Genomic DNA, 23,131 nt, shown 5'->3' with positions numbered 1-23,131 from the left:
CAAAATGTCCAGTATGGTATCAAGAATTATTCTCGCAAGCCTGCTTTTAACGCCGGTAACATGCATCGCGGCAGAACAGAGCAGCAGTGCAACCCTCTCCGATCCGACCCGTGGAAACGCCGTACTCGGCCTGCAACGCTGGCGGGTTTTGACCCAGTCGGACAATTATTCGTTCGAAGATTATGCTGGTTTTCTGGTTACTTATCCCGGATGGCCCGAAGACACGCGCATGCGGCGCAATGCCGAACAGGCGATTGACATCAACAATTTTTCCGCTGGTCGGGTTATCGCCTTTTTTGACCAGCTCCCGCCACTGACCAATGCAGGCGCGGCCAAATATGCCGTCGCCCTGCAATCAAGGGGCCAGACCCTGAAAGCCGATGCAATGGCGAAACAGGCCTGGCGTGGCGGCACTTTATCAGACGAAATCGAGGCAGCCTTGCTTAGCCGGTTTAGCTCTGCCCTGACTGTAGACGATCATGATGCGCGAATGGATGCGTTGCTCTGGGCGCGGGCAACACGACCGGCGGCCCGTCAGCTCGGCTTTGCATCCTCTAAGCGCCGCGCAGTTTTTGAAGCGCGGCTGGCGCAGCTTACCGAAGCACCGGATGCCAATGCAAAGGCTGATGCGGTTAATAGCCTGGCGCAATATGATGCTGGCTATATTGCTGACCGCGCCCGTTATCTGCGGAACAAGGGGCAGAGTTACAATGCCCGCCAGCTGATGGCGAACCGCCCTGTCTTGCGTATTCGTCCGACCAGCGATTCGCAGATCGCGACTTGGTATGAGGCCAATTTGATCAACGCGAATGCTGCTGCCAATGACCGACAATGGACGATCGCTTATGATATCGCGTCCAAAGTTGATGACGCTTATGAGACCCCGACCGATATCGCTGCGCAGAGCAGCCGGATCCGCGACAAATATTCCGATCTGACCTGGCTGGCTGGCAATGCCGCCCTGTGGGGTCAACGCAATCCGGCCAAAGCGGTCGGCATGTTTGATCGTTATGCGCGCTCCTATAACAGCCCCAATATCCGCTCAAAGGGCTATTATTGGGCTGGCCGGGCGGCTGCAGAGGCTCGTCAAACCACAGAAGCAAACGCTTATTTTGAAAAGGCAGCCGCCTTTCCGGATCATTTCTATGGCCAATTGGCGCTGGAACGCCTGGGACGCCCGCTACCCAAGTTTGACCGGAAACCGGCGATTGAAATCACCGACCAAGAACGCCGCGGCTATGATCAGGATCCTCTGGTGATTGCCGTCAAGGCATCGACACGAACAGGCCCGTGGAAAGAACAAATTCGTTTCCATCGCGCGCTGGCCTATAATGCCCAAAGCCCGAAAGACTATATGTTGCTCAGCGACCTGTCGAAGCGCATTGGTGCACGCGATCTTGGCGTAATCAAGGGAATCAGCGCGCTTGGTGCCGGTATTGGTCCGATTGATGAAACTTCTTTTCCGACGATGCCGGTTCCGTCTGGCTATGAGGGCAACTGGACGATGATCCACGCGGTAACCCGGCAGGAAAGCCAGTTTGCCCAAGGTGCGATCAGTCATGCGGGTGCACGCGGCCTGATGCAGCTCATGCCCGGCACGGCGCGGGAACAATCCGGCAAAATCGGACTGTCCTATAATCTTTCCGGACTGACCGGCGATCCTCAATATAATATACGCCTCGGCAGCAGCTATTTTGAACGGATGCTGAGATATTATGGTGGTAGCTATCCATTGGCAGCGGCAGCCTATAATGCTGGCCCGGGTAATGTGAACAAATGGCTACGGAACAACGGCGACCCGCGTCAGGGCGGCATCGACTGGCTGAAATGGATTGAAGATATTCCGATTTCCGAAACCCGCAACTATGTCAAACGCGTGCTGGAAAACGCCGTCGTCTACGACACAATGAACCCCCGCGGACCGACAATCAAAAGCGATACGCCGCTAACGCGCTTTATCGGGAAAAATTACAAGGGATAATACGCAGCGCGCATCAGCAATAGTGGTGCGCGCAAGATCAGAATAATGCATTGATCTGAAAGCCATTGCCCTGATCGCCGCCAACGCCTAATTGTCCCTTCATGACTATCATGAAGCCGCACCATATTGTTTTTCCGTTGATGGCACTCGCCGCAATGGTTGTCACGGCACCTTTGGCAGGATGCAAGCGCATCCCTGATGAAGATGCCAACCGGCCGGAGACGGCGCTCGCCTATCCGCCCGCTTCACGGCCGGTGTCCGATCTTGCCGGTAACCAGTGGTCGACCGAAACCGCACGTGACAAGCGCGGGGAAGCGGAGGAGATCATGAAGGCGGCGGGGCTGAAGCCGGGCATGACGGTTGCAGATATTGGCGCGGGTGAAGGCTATTATACCGTGCGGCTGGCCGAGAGGGTTGGTGCAGAGGGTCGCGTATTGGCGCAGGATATTGACGAAGATGTAATCAAGCGGCTTGCCGACCGGGTTGCCCGTGAAGAGTTGAACAACGTTTCCATCAAGTTGGGGGCGCCCGATGATCCACGCCTGCCTGAAGACAGTTTCGATCGCATCTTTCTTGTCCACATGTACCATGAAGTGCGGGAACCTTATGCGTTTCTCTCTCGCTTGCGTCCCTCAATCCGGCAAGATGAGGATGGCGGCACCTATGATGGTGGCGAGGTCATCGTGGTCGATGTCGACCGCCCCTTTGTGCAACACGGCATTCCACCCAAACAGCTGTTTTGCGAGTTTGAGGCGGTTGGCTATCAATTGATCGGCTATATGGAGCGCCCGGAACTCGGTGGCTATTTTGCCCGCTTTCGTCCCGTTGGCAAAGCGCTGTTGCCCGGCAAGATCAAACCTTGCGCGCTAATCGAGTAGCCAAGACCTAAGCGGCCCCATCGACGCTATTCCGCCGGCTGAACCGGAGCAACGCCGTAATGGCGAGCACCGCGCCTGGCTTTTCGGTACAGTCTGCGCCAATGGCGATGATCACGCACAGAGCCTCGACTTTGATAGGCCCGTCGCTTCAGGATATCGACGGTTTCGTCACCATATTTTCTAAAGAGTCTGCGAAGTTCGGTTGTATCTTTGTCGCGTTGATGGCGCGATTCAAATAAGGTCCACATGAATAGTTCTCTGGCCACAATCTGGCTGTTGACGAGAACCCTGCTGACTCTTGATACAATATATCATGCTATTTGAGAACAGTTTTGAGATAAGTCGAGATCCCCGCAATCAGGATCGTAAAGGACTATCGCGGCCCCAAGTTTCGCGCCTTGCGCAAAATACGCTGCCAGTGGCGCCGATCCCTGATGCGCATCGAACGATCAGCCGCCCGATCGCGCAAAACCGCAACCAGTTCATCGCCATATTTCGTCTCTAATCGTCGCAGTTCCAGCGCGTCCTTTAACTGCCGGTCCCTCGTCTCAAACAGCTTCAACATTCCATACTCCAGAATGGAGGCGCGACCCTTTGTCCAACTTAATAAGTCAAATCAGAAGCTTGGGCAAAGCTATTAAGACTCTTTTTACAATCAGTTTCATTTTTCATCACCCATTTTGAGCGCTGCGATAAAGGCTTCCTGCGGAATACTGACATTGCCATATTCCCGCATCTTGGCCTTACCCTTCTTCTGTTTGTCGAGTAGCTTTTTCTTGCGGCTGATATCGCCGCCATAGCATTTTGCCGTCACATCCTTGCGCATCGCCGCAATCGTCTCGCGCGCAATAACCTTGCCGCCAATCGCTGCCTGCACCGGAATTTTGAAAAGATGGCGCGGAATCAGATCTTTCAAACGCTCGCACATATGGCGGCCACGCGATTCCGCAGCATCGCGGTGGACAATCATACTCAAGGCATCAACGGGATCACCATTGACGAGAATGTTCATCTTCACCAGATCACCCGATCGCAGGCCGACCTGATGATAGTCGAAACTCGCATAGCCGCGCGAGATACTCTTCAACCGGTCATAGAAATCAAAGACCACCTCGTTGAGCGGCAACTCATAAACGACCTGCGCACGATCACCGACATAGGTCAGGTTTTTCTGCACTCCGCGCCGGTCCTGGCAGAGTTTTAGAATACCGCCGAGATATTCATCGGGGCAATAGATCGTCGCTTCAATCCAGGGCTCTTCGATATCGGCAATCTTGACGACATCAGGCATGTCGGCGGGATTGTGCAAAAATTGCTCCGATCCGTCGTTCATCACCATGCGATAAACCACAGATGGCGCTGTGGTAATCAGGTCGAGATCATATTCGCGGGTCAGTCGTTCCTGAATAATCTCAAGGTGTAACAGGCCAAGGAAACCGCATCGGAAGCCTTGTCCCAGCGCAGCGCTGGTTTCCATCTCGAAGGTAAAACTGGCATCATTAAGCCGCAGTTTGCTGATGCTTTCACGCAGCTTTTCAAAATCCGCAGCATCAACCGGGAAGAGACCGCAAAAGACAACCGACTGCACTTCCTTGAAGCCTGGCAACGCCTCTGCTGCGCCGCCTTTAACGGTTGTAATGGTATCACCAACCGCTGTCTGTGACACTTCCTTGATCTGCGCGGTGATGAACCCAATCTCGCCCGCGGCCAGCTCGGGCAGCTGCTCGATTTTCGGGCGCATACAGCCTACGCGATCAACCAGATGTTCGGTTCCTTGGGCCATGAATTTGATTCGCAGCCCTTTGGTCAAAACGCCATCGATGACACGGACGAGAATGACAACACCAAGATAGGGGTCATACCAACTGTCCACCAGCATGGCCTTGAGCGGCGCATTGCGGTCACCGCCGGGCGCCGGTATCTTCTCGACAATCTGCTCTAGAATTTCTTCGATCCCTATACCGGATTTTGCTGAAGCAAGAACCGCTTCCGATGCATCCAGACCGATAATTTCCTCAATTTCGTTGCGCACGCGCTCAGGCTCGGCGGCGGGCAAATCGACCTTGTTCAGGACCGGGATAATTTCATGATCATGTTCAATCGACTGATAGACGTTGGCGAGCGTCTGCGCCTCGACCCCTTGCGCCGCATCGACGACCAGCAATGCGCCTTCGCATGCGGCAAGGCTACGGGATACTTCATAGGCAAAATCGACATGGCCCGGCGTGTCCATCAGGTTCAATTCATAGGCTTCGCCATTTTTTGCTGTATAGCTGAGACGCACAGTCTGCGCCTTGATCGTGATGCCGCGTTCACGCTCGATATCCATATTATCGAGCACTTGCTCACTCATCTCTCGCTCGGTTAGACCACCGGTATGCTGGATCAGCCGATCCGCCAGCGTGGATTTGCCGTGATCAATGTGCGCGATAATGGAAAAATTACGGATATGGGAACGTTCGGTCATAGCGCGCCGATAGCAGGGGTTTCAGCACCTGTCAGCAGGGAAACGCGTAAAATGCGCACCACCTGATCTTACTTGTCCAGGCAGCGCGCATTTTCTTGGATAATGGGGGTCAAAGCAGCCGGATTCTAGCCACCGCCGCCAAGGGGGATGCGAAAGCCGACATTGAACAACGACTGTTCGCTTTTTACGCCCAATGTGGCCGGCAACAGGTTCACATCATAATCGCCACGATCCATGTTGCGGTAGGTATATTGGCCAAACAGCTCAAAGGACGGACTGAGTTTATACGTTACACCCGCCATAGCCTGATAGGCAAAGCGCGTTTTCGCATCGTCCACTACATCCACACCAGAGGGCTGATATTCGACGTCTTGCCGCGTGAAACCGACACCTGCTCCGACATAGGGTACAAAGGTTTCACTGATCTGGAAATCATACAGCGCGTTGGCAAACAGGCCATAATTCTTGATCTGACCATCATCTGTGCTCAATACCGCGCCAACCGTCGGATTGGCCGGATCAGCAGCGCCGCGCGTCAGAACGGCGGAATCAACCCCGTCAATGACTGTGCCGCCAACGGCAAGATCACGGTGAAGATCGACGCTGGCCTCATTGTAAAAGCCCTGCAATTCCAAACGAATACCATTGTCAAAGCGGTATCCTGCGAACAGGTTGAGGTCCAGACCGTTGTTCAGCTCGGTCGTCCAATCGAGATCGGTGCCCGATGCAATCGCATCAAAGTCGGCTGTGGCAGCCACATCGCCCTCAAACTCGCCACGATTCTTTGAATCGCTCGGCAAATTCAGGCCTGCTGAAGCGCCCACATAGGGCTCTCCGGCATGGGCAATACCCGAAAAAGCTAAAGATGTTCCCGCTGTCAGGATTGCAAATAGTCTTAATGAACTACGCATAGTCAACTCCAAACCCCTGTTCGGTGCTGCCCCGCGTCAGTGTAAGTGGTGACAGGCTTGCAATTTTCAATGCGAAAAATTGTAACAAACGACGTAAAAACCTGAAAAGGCCGCGAATTAATAACGCCTCGTCGCCCTGCAACCGGTTCCCGCGCCTTGCAATAAAGCCTAGTAAATGCCGCCTTCATCCTGAAGGAAATCATTGTCATTCTGTGCCGGCCTATTGCCTCTGCCATCGGCATCACGGTTACGGGCGGCGATTTTTGCCGCCCTGATCTGGGCTTTTTTCGCTTCCAGACGCGCCAGCAATTCTTCCTTGCGAATGGATCGTCTCGGCTCTGTTTCCGGCTTGAAAACATCCCAAATCACGGCTGACCTTGGATCATCGGACGGCCATCCGCCAAAAACCCGCTTACCGCTTTTGCGATCGACACGAACCATACGAATACCCCGCGGCGCGACAAAGGGCGTCTTGGGCATACCTGCCATCGCTTTTTCAGCAAATTGCTTGAATATCGGTGCGGCAAGTGTGCCGCCCTGAGCATAGCCCCCCATATTGGCTGGCTGATCGAAGCCCATATAGACTCCGGCCACCATGTCCGGTGATCCACCGACAAACCATACATTGGTTGGCCCGCTTGCCGTTCCGGTTTTGCCGAATAAGGGCCGATCGAGGCTTTTCAGATTTTGCGCAGTGCCGCGGGTAATGACGCCTTCCAAGATATTCACCATCTGATAGGCCGTCATCGGGTCCATCAACTGTTTACCGGCCGGTCTTGGGCGCGGCATCGCTTCTCCGTCCCAGTCATCCAAATTACAGTCTTCACAAATCCGTTTGTCGGCGCGGAAAATCACCTTGCCTTGGCGATCCTGAACAAAGTCAATCACTGTCGGTTGCAGCTCGCGGCCATGATTGACCAGCATGGAATAGGCGTTGGTCAGCTTTGCCACCGTGGTATCCCCCGCACCCAGTGCGAACGCCAGATAGGGTTGATAGTCGCCGATGCCCATTGTTTTGATGGTTTTGACCACATTTTCCATCCCGGCATCATTAGCCGCCCGGACGGTCATTAGGTTCCGTGATTGCTCAACGCCCCAGCGCAGGGTTTGTGCCCCTGCACTGCGTGCGCCACCAAAATTGCGGAAGCACTTACGCCCCAGCGCAGCGGATTGATAAACACAAAACGGGCTGTCGACGATGATCGTCGCCGGCGTCATGCCTTGATCCAGCGCTGTTGCATAAACAAACGGCTTGATCGTCGAACCCGGTTGTCGCTCAGCCTGGGTGGCGCGGTTGAACGAACTCATGCGATCATCAAACCCGCCCTGCATTGCCCAGATACGACCATTGCGAGGGTTTTGGACAACCATACCACCGGAAACCTTGGGCACGTTTTGCAATATATAGTTGCTGCCTCCCGCAGGACTGACTGCAATAATATCACCAGCGGCGAGCTTGCCTGGCGCATTGCTTATGCGCCCGGTTGTACCGTCAGAAAACCCGATTTCAGCGCCATTGCCCTGTCGATTCAAGGCCACGGCAATACGCCAGTCGGCATAGTCGGTATTAATGAATGTCGAGGCAAGGCGCTGGGACCATTTATCATCCATTTCGATCTTGTTGATCGGTCCGCTCCAGCCTTTGCCGCGGCTATAGCGCAGCAGACCGGCCCGCAGAGCATCCTTGGTATATTCCTGCAATTGTGGATTGAGCGATGTTCGCACCCATAAACCGCCGGAATATACGCTGTAAGGCCCTGATTCTTCATTTTCGCCAAATTGCTCAATCAGCTGGCGGCGCACTTCTTCGATAAAATAGCCACCAACCCGCTCGAATCGCGCGCCGCGAGAGCGGATCGCGCCGAGTGGCTGGGCAACGGCGCGATCATGTTGCGCCTGGGTAATCCAGTCATTGGCCAACATCCGGCCCAAGGCCCAGTCACGACGGTTGATTGCCCGCTGTTCATTATTCTCGGGACGGTAATTGGATGGCCCTTTTGGCAGGATCGCGAGATAGGCCATTTCATGGAGTGCCAGTTCATCGACATCCTTGCCGAAATAGGCTTGCGCCGCAGCCTGCACACCATAAGCATTCCGGCCGAGGAATATCTGGTTGAGATAGAGTTCCAGAATTTCCTGTTTGGTCAGGACCTCCTCGATGCGATACGCCAGTAAAGCTTCGCGGACTTTCCGGCGGTAGGAAACTTCATTGGTCAGCAGCAGGTTTTTCGCAACTTGCTGCGTGATTGTTGAAGCACCCACAGGGCGGCCACTGTTAGAGATATTGGTTACAATCGCAGTCGCGATACCGGGATAGTCTAATCCGCCATGTTCAAAAAACGTTCTGTCTTCAGCGGCCAGATAGGCGCGCACGAGCAATGCTGGAAATTCTGCATATTCCAGCTGTACGCGGCGTTCGCGCGCATAGCTGTGGACGGGTTCGCCATCATAGGCGCGCACCATGGTGGGCAGCGGTGGTTCATATTGCTGCAGCATCTTGGCATCGGGCAGGTCGCGCGCAAAAATGACCCAGATCAACAACCAGCCCAACAAGCATAGGGCAACGAAAGCCAAAAGCAGGCGAAACAGCCGCTTTTGCCAAAGCTTTTCCATCCAGCTTAAAAAGCCCCCGGTATTGCGCTCCAGCTTGTAGGCGAGGCTTTCAGCGGCTTCGCTGCCGGTATTATCAGGTGTGTTTTCGACCATATACTGCGCTATCTAGCACCATCAGAGCCATTTTCCAGCTAATAACGACGAAAAATTTTATCGCTTCAACCAAAGTTAACAGCACCGGCGGCGATACACATGGCACAGCAGTAATACCCAAAGCTACACTGCTAGCGCTGAGCTAATTTCCGGGCGAAATGTGCCTCGATAGCATTAGCGATGCCGATCGCCACTTTGGATTGGCCCGTGCGCGAGCTGAGTAGCTCAACATCTTCCTTATTGGTCAGATATCCGCTCTCAAACAGAACTGACGGCGTATCCGGGGCTTTCAGCACCACCAATGATGCAAAACGGTGGGGGTTGGTCCGGAATTTGATCATCCGCTGCCCTTCGCGGACCAGTAGCTTGGCAAAATCAGCAGACACATTCATTGTTTCGCGTTGGGTCAGATCGATGAGAATAGACGAAACATCGCGATTGGCGCCGCCCAGATTAACGCCGTTGATAATGTTGGCCCGGTTTTCCCGGGCTGCCAGTTTCGCCGCTTCCCGGTCAGATGCCACTTCGGATAATGTATAAACGGTGGCCCCGGCAGCGGCCTGATTTCCCGCTGAATCGGCGTGAATGGAAATGAACAGGTCCGCATCGAGACGCCGGGCGATGCCGTAACGCTCCTCCAGCACCAGATATTTGTCGGTTTCCCGGGTCATGGCAACGCGCACCCGTCCGCTCGCCACCAATTGGTCACGCAGCGCGCGTGAAATCGCGAGCGTGATGTTCTTTTCCTGTTGGCTTCCATGCGGCGATATGGCGCCGGGATCATGTCCGCCATGACCGGCGTCAATGACAACCAGGGGCCGGCTGTCATCATCAGGGCCATAGATTTTGGGCAAGGACACTTCATCCTGAGGCTTGCCGAGCGGCACCTTCACGCTATATCTTTTTGTGGGTGGTTCAGCGCGAAAATTGAGCGGTGGCAGGAAGGATTTGCGCCCGTTCCTGATCTCCGAACGACCAACCAACTGCAGCTGCAATTTCAGGCTTTTGCCGTCGGCGGAAAATTTCCCCGCTGTAACGAATGCAGGACGATCGAGATCGAAAACAATCCGCGCCGTGTCGGGATCATACTGACCCTGCCGCACGGATTTAATGATGCCTGTCGCACGGCCGCCGCGCGCGCCGGCTTTGCCGCCCTTGATATCCACCGCGATCCGGTCCGGACCGACCAGGGAAAAAGCCGAAGCACCCTCGACGAGTCCATCAAAAGACACTGTAATCTGGCTATCGCTGGTATCGATACGACTAACCGAACCGGCATTTGCAGAGTTTAACGTCAATAGGGAGGAGGCTAAAATGGCAACGAGCGGCATAAAGACCTTATGCATTGCGCTTGCCATATTGGTCCAGTCAAAATTCATACCGGCTCTGTTACCCTTGGTTTTTCACCGCAGAACGCGGTAAAAACTCCCTTAAGGATATAAACGTAATCTGCCGTAAATTGAGATGGTTAACAGGAAATTTACCCCGTTCAAAGATAGATGATGCGGGATTTGGCAAGACAAAATCCATCGCGGTCCATTGCGGTGATAGTTTGTGTTGCCGATTTGTTATTGCGGTGCTAGCACCCCCAAAGTGCCGTGACAAAAAAATTTGGAGTGGCACAAAAAGCTGGAATTTTTTCCAGCCATTACAGGTTGAAGCGACATGAGGCATGACATATCCGGCTCCGGAACTCTTCCACAGGGAAGCGTTTCTATGGACGGAAAGACCCTGGCTAACGGCCCGGGCCATGCATTTGTCGCAGACGCATTTTTTTCAGAGATATTTGAATTTAACCGGATGACGCCGTCCGCTCCCCCAATTTTGGCAGCGCGCAAGAAGACGTCATCCCTTTTATATTGCATGGTCCCGCCGGGAACATACCCGCCGCACCATGCCAGGAGTATATTTAATGACAACGCGCATGTTAATCGACGCGCGCCACCAGGAAGAAACCCGAGTGGCGGTCGTAAAAGGGAACAAAATTGAAGAATTCGATTTCGAATCTTCGGAACATAAACAGCTAAAAGGCAATATTTATCTAGCCAAAGTGACGCGAGTAGAACCCTCGCTTCAGGCGGCTTTCGTAGATTATGGCGGTAACCGTCACGGATTTCTCGCCTTTAGCGAAATTCACCCCGACTATTATCAGATCCCGCAAGAAGACCGCGAACGCCTGCTTGCTGAAGAAGCAGAGCATGCGGCCGAAGAAGCGGCCCTGCGCGCTCAAGAGGAAGAGGAAGACGACACTCCGGCCGACATGGTGCGCAGCGAAGCAACCGAAGAGCTGGACACGGCGCTGGTTGAGGTTGAGAAAGACGAAAGCGTTGACACGATTGATGTCACCGAAGGCGAGGTTCCAACGGAAGATAATGGCGACGATGCCAACGATGCCGACGAAGAAGGTGACGACGACGAAGACGGCGAAACAGAAGACGAAGCCGGTGATGACGGCAAGGAAACTGCTGACGGCGAAAGCGATTCCGAACATAAGGATAGCAACAAACGCGGCAAAGGTCGCAATCGCGGGCGCGGCGGTCGTGGCGGCAAGAATGTAGCCAAAGCCAGCGATCAGGCACGCCAGAAACGTATGGCCCTGCGCAAACGTTACAAGATACAAGACGTTATCCAACGCCGTCAGGTTGTTTTGGTACAGGTTGTTAAAGAAGAGCGCGGCAATAAAGGCGCTGCCCTTACCACCTATCTGAGCCTGGCCGGCCGCTATTGCGTATTGATGCCCAATACATCCCATGGTGGCGGCATTAGCCGGAAAATCAACAATGCCGGTGACCGTAAACGGCTAAAGTCGATTATCGCTGATCTGAAATTGCCCAACACAATGGGCTGTATCGTCCGCACGGCAGGATTATCGCGCACCAAACCAGAGATTAAGCGCGATTTCGACTATCTCGCACGGTTATGGGATGAAGTTCGTGAGAATACCCTGGGTGCAGTGGCACCCAAATTGATCCACAGCGACAGTGATCTGGTTAAACGCGCCATCCGTGACATCTATAATCGTGAGATCGAAGAAGTCCTGGTTGAAGGCGCCGATGGTTATGCGGCGGCAAAGAATTTCATGAAATTGCTGATGCCGAGTCATAGTCGGCGGGTCAAAAGCTATGCCGACCCGGTTTCGCTATTCCAACGTTACGGGGTCGAGGACCAGCTATCGGCAATGTATCAACCCGAAGTTCAGCTGAAATCCGGCGGCTATCTGGTTATTAATCCGACAGAGGCCCTGGTCTCGATCGATATTAACTCTGGCCGATCAACCCGCGAGCATGGGATTGAGGCGACAGCAGTTAAAACCAACCTTGAAGCAGCGGCTGAAATTGCGCGCCAATTGCGGTTGCGCGATATGGCTGGCCTGGTGGTTATCGATTTCATCGACATGGACCGCCATGGGAATATTCGCAAAGTAGAACGGGCGATGCGCGATGCCTTGAAAAACGACCGCGCCCGCATTCAGGTTGGAAGAATTTCGAGCTTCGGATTGCTGGAAATGAGCCGTCAGCGTCTGCGCACCGGTGTGCTCGAGGCATCAACCAAGGTTTGCCCGCATTGCGAGGGTACTGGCCTTGTCCGTACCGCATCCTCTTCCGCACTTTCGGCTCTCCGATTGATCGAGGAAGAGGCCGCCAAGGGTAAAGCGAGCCAGATTACCCTGACCGCCAGCCAGGAAGCGACAATTTATGTCCTGAACAGCAAGCGGCACGAAATTGATGAAATCGAAAAACGCTATGGTGTATCGGTCCAAATCACGCCTGATGGTGAGGTTGAAGGCGCACGGATGGAAGTCAAGGGTTCCGGCGGACCACCCAAAAACGCACCCAAGTTCGAACCCATTATCGACGACGAAGACGAGGATGATGAAGTCGAAGCCGAAGTGGTTGCGCAGGATGATGAAGCCGAAGAGCGGCCACGCAAGCGACGTCGTCGGCGCGGAAGACGCGGACGCGGCGCGGACCGGAACAAGGAAGGTGAGGTCCAGGCCGTTGAAAGCGGTGATCGCAAAAACGATGACCAACCCGCAGAAGAAGCCAAATCCGATGAAGCGGTGCAGGATAGAGATGATGGCGAAAAACCAAAATCGCGCCGCTCGCGTGGCGGTCGCCAGCGCAAAGCTGCCGACGAAACATCGGCAGAGGCCGAGAGCTCCGAAGGAGTGGTTGCAGAAGTCGCATCCGAACCCGCAGAAAAGCCAAAACGGGCAAGCCGTTCACGCAAAAAGGCTGACCCGCAGGATGATGAGTCCAATAAGTCTTCCGCAACAGATGATATCGTAGCGAAAGACGCTGAAGAAAAACCGAAACGCCGCCGCGCACCGCGCAAGACGAAAACGGCATCGGAAAAAGTGGAAACTGTCTCAGAAACGGCCGAGGAGCCAAAGGCTGAAAAGCCCGCTGTAAAGAAAGCACCGCGCACAAGGGCAAAGAAAGCCGATGCTGATGGCGCGGAAGTGAACGAGAAACCGAAAGCCAAATCCGCCGCCAAGAAGCCGGCGGCAAAAAAGCCGGTTGCCAAAAAGGCTGATGATGACGCAGCTCAGGAAGCCAAATCCGAAAAAACCGAGGCGCCTCGTGGCGGCTGGTGGCAACGCACCTTTGGTTGATAGAATGATCGGGGCGCTCCTGTGGGAACAGGAGTGCCCCGAAGTTTATAGTGCGGCATCTCTGCAAGGCCGATAGATGCCAGCTTTTATGCGAATAGATAGATTTCATCGCAGGTTCAGTCTGGTTATGCTAAAAGGCTTTCATAATTGCTGGAGCTTCATCCTGAGGAATTTCATGTCATCGCCGAACGCTATTAACCGCCAGCCCTTTGCGCGCCTGTCCCTGTCCCGTGCGGGCCAGTTCATTACCGCCCTGCTGGCAATGATCGCGATTACCGTACAGCCGGTTGCGGCCCAGTCCATTCTTCGCGATGCGGAGACAGAGGCCCTGTTCAGCGACATGGTTGCGCCATTGGTTGCGGTATCCGAACTGGATGCCAAGGATGTCGAGGTCATTTTAATCAACAGCAGCCAGATTAACGCCTTTGTCGCTGGCGGACAGCGCATGTTTTTCTATTCCGGTACGATTGAAGCGGCAGACAGTGCCGTCGAGATTCAAGGCATTATGGCGCACGAGCTTGGGCATATTACAGGCGGTCATATTATCCGGTTTGACGAAGGCATCAAAACCGCGACAGGAATTACTATTCTCAGCCTCATTCTTGGCGCAGCTGCGATAGCCGCCGGAGCTGGCGACGCCGGCGCGGGAATACTGGCCGCGGGCCAACAGGCCGCCACCGGCAAATTTTTGGCCTTTAGCCGCGTGCAGGAACGGGCCGCTGACTCGGCTGGCGCGCGCTATCTTTCCGCTGCTGGTATTACAGGACGCGGTTCGATCGACTTTTTCAAGAAGCTGCAAAATTATGAATTCCGTCTCGGTATCCCGCAAGAGGATAGCTATGGCCGCACCCACCCCTTATCAGGTGAACGTGTAACCCTGCTCCGTGACGTCTATCAGGCCGATCCGGCGTGGGACAATCCGCCCGATCCCGAAATTGAAGAGCGGTTTCAGCGCGTCAAGGCAAAGCTGCTCGGCTTTACCAGCGAACCAAACACAACTTTGCGCAAATTTCCGGAGAGCGATCAAAGCATTCCGGCACGCTATGCCCGAGCCTATGCCTGGCACAAGAGCGCCTATCCAGATCGGGCGCTGATGGAGGTCAACAATCTCCTCAGAGATAATCCGAACGACCCCTATTTCCTTGAATTACATGGGCAGATTTTGCTGGAATCGGGCAGACCGGAAGAAGCCATTACTTCTTTGCGCAAAGCTGTGCAGTTGACCAACAATCAGCCCCTGATCGCCAGCCTGTTTGGCCACGCGCTGATTGCGACCGAAGACGAGGCCCATTTTGAAGAGGCGCAGCGGGTCTTGAAAGCGGCTGTTGTTAAAGACAACAGAAACCCCTTTGCCTGGTATCAGCTAGGCGTGGTCTATTCCCAGCAAGGGGATACCGCCCGCGCGCAGCTGGCGACCGCAGAGAGCGCCCTGTTGCAACGCAATTACAGCAGCGCGATCCGCAGCTCTCAAATCGCGATGGCTGGAATAAAGGAAAACACGCCGGAGTGGATCCGCGCCCAGGATATTTCGTTAATCGCCAAAAACGAGTTTGAACAGTCAGACAGACGTCGGCGCTAGACCACTACCGTTAGTCAAAATTCACCCCATCTGTAACAATTGTGGACAAGTGGACGAAGCTTCGACAAGGAAGCTTGATCCTCAGGGAATGATAGAACGTGGAAAATAATAATAGAAAGTGGATGATTATGGCAGGTGGCAGTTTGGCCATTGCAGCGGCGGCGGCCGTCTGGTTCTTGCAACCCGGTGGCGCTTCGGCCGGAGAAGAGGCCACAAAGGCCGCGCTGGCGGCAGGCATAGATAGCAAGGAACAGGCCGCTATTGAGGCCATCGTCCGCGATTACATTCTGAAGAATCCTGAAATCATTCCCGAAGCGGTCGAGATATTGCAGAATCGCCAAAAGACGGCTGCGATTGACGAGGTGCGTACTGATATCGAGGCCCCCTTTGCCGGCGCCGCCTTTGCCGGAAACCCCAATGGTGATGTGATTGTCGTTGAATATTCCGACTTTGCCTGCCCCTATTGCAAGCAGACCACCGCCGATATTGATCGGGTTCTAAAGGAAGACAAGAATATCAAAGTGGTTTTCCGCGAACTACCGATCCTGAGCGAAGCCAGTAATGATGCGGCCTTGATGGCCCTGGCGGCCGCCAAGCAGGGCAAATATTATGCCTTTCACAAAACCATGTTCGCAACCGGGCGGCCTACGCCATCAACCATTGCGAGCGCAGCCAAGGAAGTTGGCCTCGACATGGCGGCAGCGCGCAAATTTATCGCCTCCCCCGAAGCGCAACAGGAAGTCCAGCGCAATATCGAAGTCGCCCGCAAGCTTCAGTTCACCGGCACGCCCGCCTTTGTGGTCGGCAACCAGACCGAGGTCGGCGCGGTTGGCTATGATGGATTGAAGGAAATGATCGCCAAGGCACGCGGTTCGAAATAGGCACATCCGCTATTATTGACCGGTTCCAGCGCTTTCCTACAAACCACGCGTCATGATAAGAGTTGCCTGGCTCTTTCTCAGTTTTGAATATTGATCATAGCGGAAATTATCGGGGATAAAGGCTATGAGACTTGTGTGAACTTTCGTGCAGTTTCTACGGCACGAAAATGTTCATAAGGACAGTGTACACTTTGTAAACTTCGCTGGTATTCAGCCGTCTTCCGGACGTCCCTTGAACCCTTGGGCAACGACATACCATTCCGACGAGCCTTTGCGGCTGGCTGGTGGCTTGGCATGTTTTACGGTCTTGAAATGCTTCTTCAGCAATGTCAGCAAATCATTATCCGTGCCGCCGGCGAGAACTTTCGCCACGAATGCGCCGCCTTCCTGCAAATTTTCGACCGCAAAATAAGCGCCCGCTTCAACGAGACCCATGGTGCGCAGATGATCCGTTTGCTGATGCCCGACCGTATTGGCCGCCATATCGGACAGGACAAGATCGGGCGCGCAGCCCAGCGCATCCATCAACTTGTCAGGCGCGCTGTCGTCCATGAAATCCATTTCAAAAATGGTGACGCCTTCAATCGGATCGACCGGCAACAGATCGATGCCAACAATCTTGGCTTGCGGAACAAATTTGCGAATGACCTGCGCCCAACCGCCCGGCGCAATGCCCAGATCGACAACAGCCTTAGCCTTGCGAACAAATTTGAAGCGTTCGTCCAGTTCCAATATCTTGTAAGCGGCGCGCGATCGATAACCGTCGGCTTTCGCCTGTTTGACATAGGGATCGTTCAACTGCCGTTCGAGCCAGCGGGTCGAGCCGATTTTCCGGCCTTTTGCGGTTTTTACCCGCTGCCGTTGTCCTGATCTGCCTCTGCTCATGCCAGCGTCCTATTCATGATTGTGGCCGCCGTTCGTTCGATGACATGAGAGCACGCAATATGCCCTCTCTGATCCCGCGATCCGCCACACCAACCCGGTTGGCGGGCCAGATATCGAGGATGCAATCGAGAATGGCACATCCGCCGACCACCAGATCCGCGCGCTCCTTGCCAATACAGGGTATCTCGGCTCGCTCATTGGGCGAACAGGATGCCAGCATGGCGCTGATATCGCGCATGGACTCTGTCGGCACGATCAAACCGTCGATCAATTTGCGATCATAATGCGGCAGTTTGAGATGCAGGCTCGCCAATGTTGTCACTGTTCCGCTCGTTCCGAGTAAACGGAAATCACTATTTTCTGACACCGGCAAACGACTAGCAAATTCCGCGAAGCTTTCCGCAACACGCGCGCGCATATTGACGAAAGCCTGCTCGCGATCGGCGGGATTATCGCCGTCATATTTCTCGCTTTCGGTCAACGAAACCACACCCCATGGCGCACTCAGCCAGTCGATGATTTCTGGCGCTGCGCCAGATGTATCGACCAATACCAGTTCCGTCGACCCGCCGCCTATATCGAAAATAAGCGCTGGCCCATCGCCCGGTTCAAGCAATATTTGGCACCCAAGCACAGCCAGCCGTGCCTCTTCTTCAGCAGTTATAATATCAAGTGCTATGCCGGTTTCCCGGCGCACACGGTCGATAAATTTGTCGCCATTGCTGGCGCGTCGACAGGCTTCGGTTGCCACCGATCGGGCCAGCGTCACATTGCGACGTTTCAGTTTGTCTGCACAAATCGATAAAGCAGCCACTGCCCGATCCATTGCTCGGTTGCTTATCCGGCCGGTTTCCACAAGTCCTTCGCCCAACCTAACGACGCGCGAAAATGCATCGGTGACGATAAAACCGTCAGATGACGGTTTTGCAACCAAAAGCCTGCAGTTATTGGTGCCCAAATCTATCGCCGCATAAGACCGTAGCTTGGGCCAGCGGGTACCATTATGATGATGGGGAGGCGCACTTCGACTCCCGTTTTTATAATTCGCCGCATTGTTCGGGCGGTCTGTCCTTGCGGATTTTCCGCCTTCATTTGTTTGCGGCGATGGGGATGCTTCATCCGCCATAACCGTTACTCTTATATTTCTCCGGATCGGATAATACCGCCGGTACTTGCATGCAGAGATAACCTCCACTCAGCAGATGTGCAAGAGTTTAGCGATAGCTTGTCCGGCGCCCGCCTTTTGGAAAAGTCTTGACCAGCAAAGAGCGGCAGCTTATGGCGCCCCCCGGCACTCCCCTGTCGTATAATGGTAATACCACGGACTCTGACTCCGTTAATTGAGGTTCGAATCCTCACGGGGGATCCAGAAATAATTTAAATTATTCAATATATTACCAGAAAACTTGTAGTTTATTGACTTCCAACTCGTGTTGCATTTTACTTACAACACATTTCGCTGATTTCCGCCGATTTTCGATGAGTACCGGCACGTCCATGCAACATGGATGCTGCATAGATTAGTCAATTGTATTCGCAGCGGTTATGTTTTCATCACGGTCAAACGCGTTTTTTAGAATCGAGGTTTGCAGATTATCGGATAGCATAGCTTCCGCGCTGAAAGTGATCTTTCACTAGATTCATTCGAAGCTTTCTTCGTGTGCAATTTCTCTCTCCCGCTCTTGATCCGCCCATCGCTTGAGGTTTGCAATCTGCTTTGATGCCCACATCCTAACGTCTTGGTCTACATGATCAGACAAAACGCCTAGATATTCAGACCGTCGATCTAAGATTAAAGATAGATCCCCACTCCAGCCGCCTGGAAGCATCCGAATTGCATTGCTATTTAAGAAGTGGGCTCGGTCCGGTGCATTCTCCAGTGCCTCCAAAAACATCGGCGACAGACCATTGTCTCCATCAAAGTCGTCCGCAACAAAAATATTCAGTGAGCGGCTTAGGAGCGGGTATCGCAATTGGGGGTTTTGATTGGCCCATGACCACAATACAGTGGACTCTACTTTTTCCAATGGAGATCGCCTACCTAAACCGTTGCTGCCATAAATTGGATCGTCGTCTTCCAATCTTCCTTCGCGAAAAAACTCGTCTAGCGCGACCAAAGGCTGTAACTCAAAAATGACATCAAAGACATGATCAAGCTCGAATGCGTAGACTTCATGAGTAGCAATTTTCATCTTGAGATGTTGACATAGCTCGCGTGCACCTTGCTCGCCGGCCGGTCCAGAATAACATTCCTTCATGGCCTGCTGAACCCGATACTCGCCGACACCACTACTATTTTTATAATCCGTACGAAGTAACAGTTGGTGCCCTACATCGATTAGAGAACTCACCACTTCTAATCCGTCTTTTTTAAGACAGTAAGTTGCCATATGGAAGATTTCGAGCGCAGCTGCAGTTCCACGTTCTAGATCCCCAAGCTCGTCTAGCAACTCAGCAAGCGCATCTTGTGGAGCGCAGCTCAATAGGCCCGAGGCTAGAAAATAAAAGTTGTCAGCCTTAACATGACCAGAAGAAATCGCCTTTCTCAGCCGAGCAATCGATTCTCTGGATAAGCCAGCCTGTGCTTGAAGGTAAACGAAATGCGGAGCCATTTCAGAATCAACCAGCATTTTGTCGAGGATATCCGATCCCAGAGGTGCATCTGTTTCGTATAATTTGTGCAGAAACCCACCGAGTATAGTAGAATTTCTTTGCTCGACCGGTAAGCTCGTTAGCGAGGTTCGGAGCGTTTGCCACGTTTCTGCTAAAGGTTCACCAGATTTTGCTAACCCCACACCGAAAGAAAATGCGCGTGGCGCGTATTCGGAACAAAGCGCTTCGGTTAGGAATTGGGCCAACAATTCCTTCTTACTACCAAATTCTCTCCCTATCGCTTCAGCTTTTTGCGCTAACCGCTCGTGGGCGGCTGTGTAGTCCTTTTTTCCATCGCTATTATTGTTATCATCGAGAACATCGAAACCCGATCCTCGTGACTCCAGAATATATGCTCTCGCTACATTGAGTGGATCGGAGGGGCGCAATAATTCTTCTAACGCAAGCACTCGGTCTTTAACTTCAGGTTTCCAGTTCTTTTCATGAAACTGAATGGTACCACGGACCGCTAGCCAGCCGTCTATCCATTCTCCGTCATTGAGAAATTCTGTCGCAGCAGCCTCTATGGCGTTCAGACAGGCTTCGATGCCCAAGATGCCACTCAGCCTATCTGCGACAATGCGCCTGATCTCAGGCCGTGTTCCCAAATCCGTACTTAACTCAACAGCAAGATCAATTGCATCGCGATACCAATTCCAAATATCGCTATGTTTCGGCGGATGCCAGCCAAAATCTCTTGGATGCGCACCAAAATCAAAGTTAGAAGAAGAAGAAAAACCCCCTGATCGCAAAAGTGCGCGTAAGGCTGAATGTCCACAGCGAATCGTACCAGCGTTCGAGCTTCTGTATAGGGTACGGATCAATTTTCTTCGTTGATCAGGAAGTGCCTGCGTACCAGAAAGATGTAGGTGAAAAAGTTCTTCGAACGACCCACGGGCTGAATTGTGATTTTCGTTTGGAACCTCCGCAGAAAGGAATTTACCCAAAAGGATTGCTGCCCGGTCAAATAGCGTCGCATCGTAGCACAATGACTTAAGGATCATTGTCAATTGCCAACGGGACGGGGACTTTGGATTAAGTAAATTGTACCCTTCTGCTCCATTCACCTCCTCTTCAATGCGCCGCAGAACAGCCTCCGGGGCAACTGGAGCAATATTGTGAAGGAGTTGTAGGGAGTGACTATCTCCCAATAGAAGATTCTCTAAAGGGCCGTCAGGGTGCAGCCAGCGCGCAACCGCTTGCTTGGCCTCATCATTGTGATGCAAATAGCCCAATCGCCGTGATACCGACTTCTGCATTCGAACCGGGATACTTGCGCAGAAACTGTCGAGTTGATCAGCTGGAATGCGCTCAAGCGCTTGGGCGGCCAATCGGTTAGCAATTGCATGAGGTAGTAATGCTCTCCATCGACCACGTGATTGAACGACAGACCGCCTCTTGAGCTGGGCAACAAAAGCATAGAGCTTTGTAGTTTCTACACCCGCAATCGGAGCCAGTAGCGCAAGCTCGCTTGTTTCAGACGTATCTGTTCCGTCAAATGAATAGACGAGAGCTAGTGCCTCAGCAGCGCTCAGTAAATCCTCGCTGTGGTCATTGCGTTGCTGAAAAATTCGCCCGAAAAGCTCGCGATCTTTTAGATTTCCTAGCGTACCACCACTTTTGACGGTATCGGCCAACACGCCAGCTACACGGAAATTGCCTCCGCTAAACTCTACTATGCGGTCACGGTCCACTTGAGATACATAGCCAAAGTTCACCTTAAGCCATTGCCCTATTGTGCTCTCAGAAGCGGCCTGCAAACGGAAAACCTCTGTTCGTTCAGGTTCGTCGTCGCGAACGTCATATTCGACCGTGATAAGACTGATTTTGCTTTTGCTGCTTCCGCAAATATTAGACAAATAAGAATGTGTTTGCGGATTGCAGTTGTCGACAATGAGAATTGCGCGCTGACCAGTTTCTACCAGTTGCAACGCTAGTTGCTGTGCAGTTGGTTGGGGAGCCTCGGAATAATCCGCATACACTGCAAACGAAGGATCGAGCGCCTCACTTCCGACATCACTTTCAAATAAGGCTTGGACTAGCCGCGTTTTACCGAGGCCTGACATCCCAATCAAGCGGACACATTGTCTTGGTTTTGACAATGCACGACGTATACAATTGATGCCCTCGACAATAGGAAGAATGTTTTGATCTTTGGATCGGGTATCCACTAAACAAGCGGCATCGTCTGAAATGTATTTTCCATCGCCACCGACGCGGACACCTGACCAATCTCCCAATGATTGCCATCCAGCAAGCGGACGTCCAACTCGCGCTCGTACCCATGCAGCGACACCGGGATATTGGTTGACCCAGGTTGCCATTCTCTCACGGTCATAGAAATCCGTCAGCAATTTGTTCGCGGATGGATGGCCCGCGACGGCCTTCATTATCGCCTTGCGTCGATTCCGAAGTGGCTCATCTGCTACAGAACCTTTGGCACTAACGATTATGTAGCCACCGCCAGAGTCGGCTAGATCACCCAGCACCGGTCGCAGGACGCCATTGGGTTTCATTTCCTTGGTAATTGCCGCTGATCCCATATCAGACTTTTTGACTTGAATACCCAACGGAGTGCGGGGGATAAAATCACCCGCGAATGTGCTGCCCGACACTTCGATGCGAACATCCAAGCCGCCATCGGGAGCATTTTGATCGCCGCCTGCCGTTACGCCAGCCACAGGCAGGTTTCTGGCTCGTAATTCAGCTAAAGCGAGCCTGGCAACCAATGTGCGCAATTCCACGTCGTCCAGCCGCTGAATTTCTTCCCCAGTTATTTCGAACACTAAATTTCCAATCGTTACAAACTCAAACTATAACTTACTTCGTTCTTTACTAAAACTAGACTGCCAGCAACCGGTGACAAGGAGCTTCCGCACAACCCATTATGGAGATTCGCTTTTGAGCAATCGGATTGCGAAATCTACTAGATCGATGCCATGGACACTAAACCGTTGATCAATTCCGCCATTAAATCGATGTGCCATAAATGCGTACATACCCGCTATTTTGGCTTGGTTGTTGCTTCCTTTGATCCAAATTGGTGATCCGGAATGTCCTCTTGATAAGCCGATATGTGTTTGCATGCCAAACCGTTTCTGTGGAGGACTATTTATTTCCATCCGTTGTTGATCGATTGTACCAAGTAAAAACTTTGGGTTTGACGTCAGAGGGTTCCCAATTCTGATTTCAGAATCATCCATAGGCCAGCCAGCGCAGATGGCTTTTGTTATCCCCTCAGAAGCAAATTCGATATCATTGATCGTCAACTTGATCTTGACCGGGTCAGTTATGTTCCGAGAAACATCAATTACGCAGATATCATGGACCTCAGAACCTTCGAAGAGATAACCATCGGGTAGTATAAAATTTTGAGAAACATTCATTATCCGGGCTCGATTTGTCCCATTCAAAACGTGAAAGTTTGTGAATAGAAGCACTCGGTTTGATGATTCAGATGCTTTTAGCAGCATGCCCGTTCCGCCACGGTCGCCTACGGCTGCGATTGAACAATACATTCTCTGTAGATCTTCGTCGGTAAATGAAAGTCCCGTCGTCATTTAGGTTTTTCCTGTA

The 23,131-nt window shown here is 52.9% G+C and carries 15 protein-coding genes and 1 tRNA gene; 7 read left to right on the top strand and 9 right to left on the bottom strand.

Features of this window, described 5'->3' with window-relative positions; translation table 11 throughout:
- The first annotated feature begins 4 nt into the window (after positions 1–4).
- The 3 genes from ACO6S1_RS13725 to ACO6S1_RS13715 all read left to right on the top strand — a co-directional run bounded on the left by ACO6S1_RS13725 (position 5) and on the right by ACO6S1_RS13715 (position 3,098).
- A complete protein-coding gene (locus ACO6S1_RS13725; protein WP_422343198.1) occupies positions 5–1,981 on the top strand; it encodes a transglycosylase SLT domain-containing protein in 1,977 nt (658 codons plus the stop codon).
- A 101-nt stretch (positions 1,982–2,082) separates the two neighbouring features.
- Complete coding sequence (locus ACO6S1_RS13720; RefSeq protein ID WP_422343197.1) at positions 2,083–2,859, top strand: class I SAM-dependent methyltransferase; 777 nt, start codon at positions 2,083–2,085, stop codon at positions 2,857–2,859.
- A 59-nt stretch (positions 2,860–2,918) separates the two neighbouring features.
- On the top strand, positions 2,919–3,098 hold the full coding sequence (locus ACO6S1_RS13715) for a hypothetical protein (protein ID WP_422343196.1): 180 nt from the start codon (positions 2,919–2,921) through the stop codon (positions 3,096–3,098).
- A 134-nt stretch (positions 3,099–3,232) separates the two neighbouring features.
- On the opposite strand, the gene ACO6S1_RS13710 is transcribed toward ACO6S1_RS13715, so the two are convergent.
- From ACO6S1_RS13710 to ACO6S1_RS13690, 5 genes are all read right to left on the bottom strand, one after another.
- Positions 3,233–3,424, bottom strand: coding sequence for a hypothetical protein (locus tag ACO6S1_RS13710; protein WP_422343195.1), 192 nt, complete (start codon positions 3,422–3,424; stop codon positions 3,233–3,235).
- Between the two features lie 96 nt (positions 3,425–3,520).
- Positions 3,521–5,326, bottom strand: a complete 1,806-nt coding sequence (gene lepA / locus ACO6S1_RS13705) for a translation elongation factor 4 (protein WP_422343194.1) — start codon at positions 5,324–5,326, stop codon at positions 3,521–3,523.
- 125 nt (positions 5,327–5,451) lie between these two features.
- The gene (locus tag ACO6S1_RS13700; protein ID WP_422343193.1) at positions 5,452–6,237 is read right to left on the bottom strand and encodes an outer membrane beta-barrel protein; all 786 of its coding nucleotides are present in this window, start codon (positions 6,235–6,237) and stop codon (positions 5,452–5,454) included.
- Between the two features lie 168 nt (positions 6,238–6,405).
- A complete protein-coding gene (locus ACO6S1_RS13695; protein WP_422343192.1) occupies positions 6,406–8,943 on the bottom strand; it encodes a penicillin-binding protein 1A in 2,538 nt (845 codons plus the stop codon).
- Positions 8,944–9,074: 131 nt separating this feature from the next.
- Positions 9,075–10,322 (bottom strand): N-acetylmuramoyl-L-alanine amidase, encoded by a 1,248-nt coding sequence (locus tag ACO6S1_RS13690; protein WP_422343191.1) that lies wholly within the window; start codon positions 10,320–10,322, stop codon positions 9,075–9,077.
- A 533-nt stretch (positions 10,323–10,855) separates the two neighbouring features.
- Here ACO6S1_RS13690 and ACO6S1_RS13685 point away from each other — a divergent pair.
- The 3 genes from ACO6S1_RS13685 to ACO6S1_RS13675 all read left to right on the top strand — a co-directional run bounded on the left by ACO6S1_RS13685 (position 10,856) and on the right by ACO6S1_RS13675 (position 16,018).
- Positions 10,856–13,558, top strand: coding sequence for an Rne/Rng family ribonuclease (locus tag ACO6S1_RS13685; RefSeq protein ID WP_422343190.1), 2,703 nt, complete (start codon positions 10,856–10,858; stop codon positions 13,556–13,558).
- Between the two features lie 175 nt (positions 13,559–13,733).
- Complete coding sequence (locus tag ACO6S1_RS13680; protein ID WP_422343189.1) at positions 13,734–15,137, top strand: M48 family metalloprotease; 1,404 nt, start codon at positions 13,734–13,736, stop codon at positions 15,135–15,137.
- Positions 15,138–15,235: 98 nt separating this feature from the next.
- Positions 15,236–16,018, top strand: a complete 783-nt coding sequence (locus ACO6S1_RS13675; RefSeq protein ID WP_422343188.1) for a DsbA family protein — start codon at positions 15,236–15,238, stop codon at positions 16,016–16,018.
- A 210-nt stretch (positions 16,019–16,228) separates the two neighbouring features.
- Here ACO6S1_RS13675 and ACO6S1_RS13670 read toward each other — a convergent pair whose 3' ends face one another.
- Positions 16,229–16,903 carry an RlmE family RNA methyltransferase gene (locus tag ACO6S1_RS13670; protein WP_422343187.1) on the bottom strand — a complete coding sequence of 225 codons (675 nt, stop codon included), beginning with the start codon at positions 16,901–16,903 and terminating at the stop codon, positions 16,229–16,231.
- A 13-nt stretch (positions 16,904–16,916) separates the two neighbouring features.
- Complete coding sequence (locus ACO6S1_RS13665) at positions 16,917–18,029, bottom strand: Ppx/GppA phosphatase family protein (protein WP_422343186.1); 1,113 nt, start codon at positions 18,027–18,029, stop codon at positions 16,917–16,919.
- 169 nt (positions 18,030–18,198) lie between these two features.
- Here ACO6S1_RS13665 and ACO6S1_RS13660 point away from each other — a divergent pair.
- Positions 18,199–18,272, top strand: a tRNA-Gln gene (locus tag ACO6S1_RS13660).
- Positions 18,273–18,543: 271 nt separating this feature from the next.
- Here ACO6S1_RS13660 and ACO6S1_RS13655 read toward each other — a convergent pair.
- On the bottom strand, positions 18,544–22,341 hold the full coding sequence (locus ACO6S1_RS13655; protein ID WP_422343185.1) for a hypothetical protein: 3,798 nt from the start codon (positions 22,339–22,341) through the stop codon (positions 18,544–18,546).
- A gap of 99 nt (positions 22,342–22,440) precedes the next feature.
- Positions 22,441–23,115, bottom strand: coding sequence for a S1 family peptidase (locus tag ACO6S1_RS13650; protein ID WP_422343184.1), 675 nt, complete (start codon positions 23,113–23,115; stop codon positions 22,441–22,443).
- Positions 23,116–23,131 lie beyond the last annotated feature (16 nt).

The organism is Parasphingorhabdus sp., assembly GCF_965233695.1.
Taxonomy (GTDB): Bacteria; Pseudomonadota; Alphaproteobacteria; order Sphingomonadales; family Sphingomonadaceae; genus Parasphingorhabdus.
Note: the sequence above shows the minus strand (reverse complement) of the source record. Positions and strands in the feature narration are given on the sequence as shown.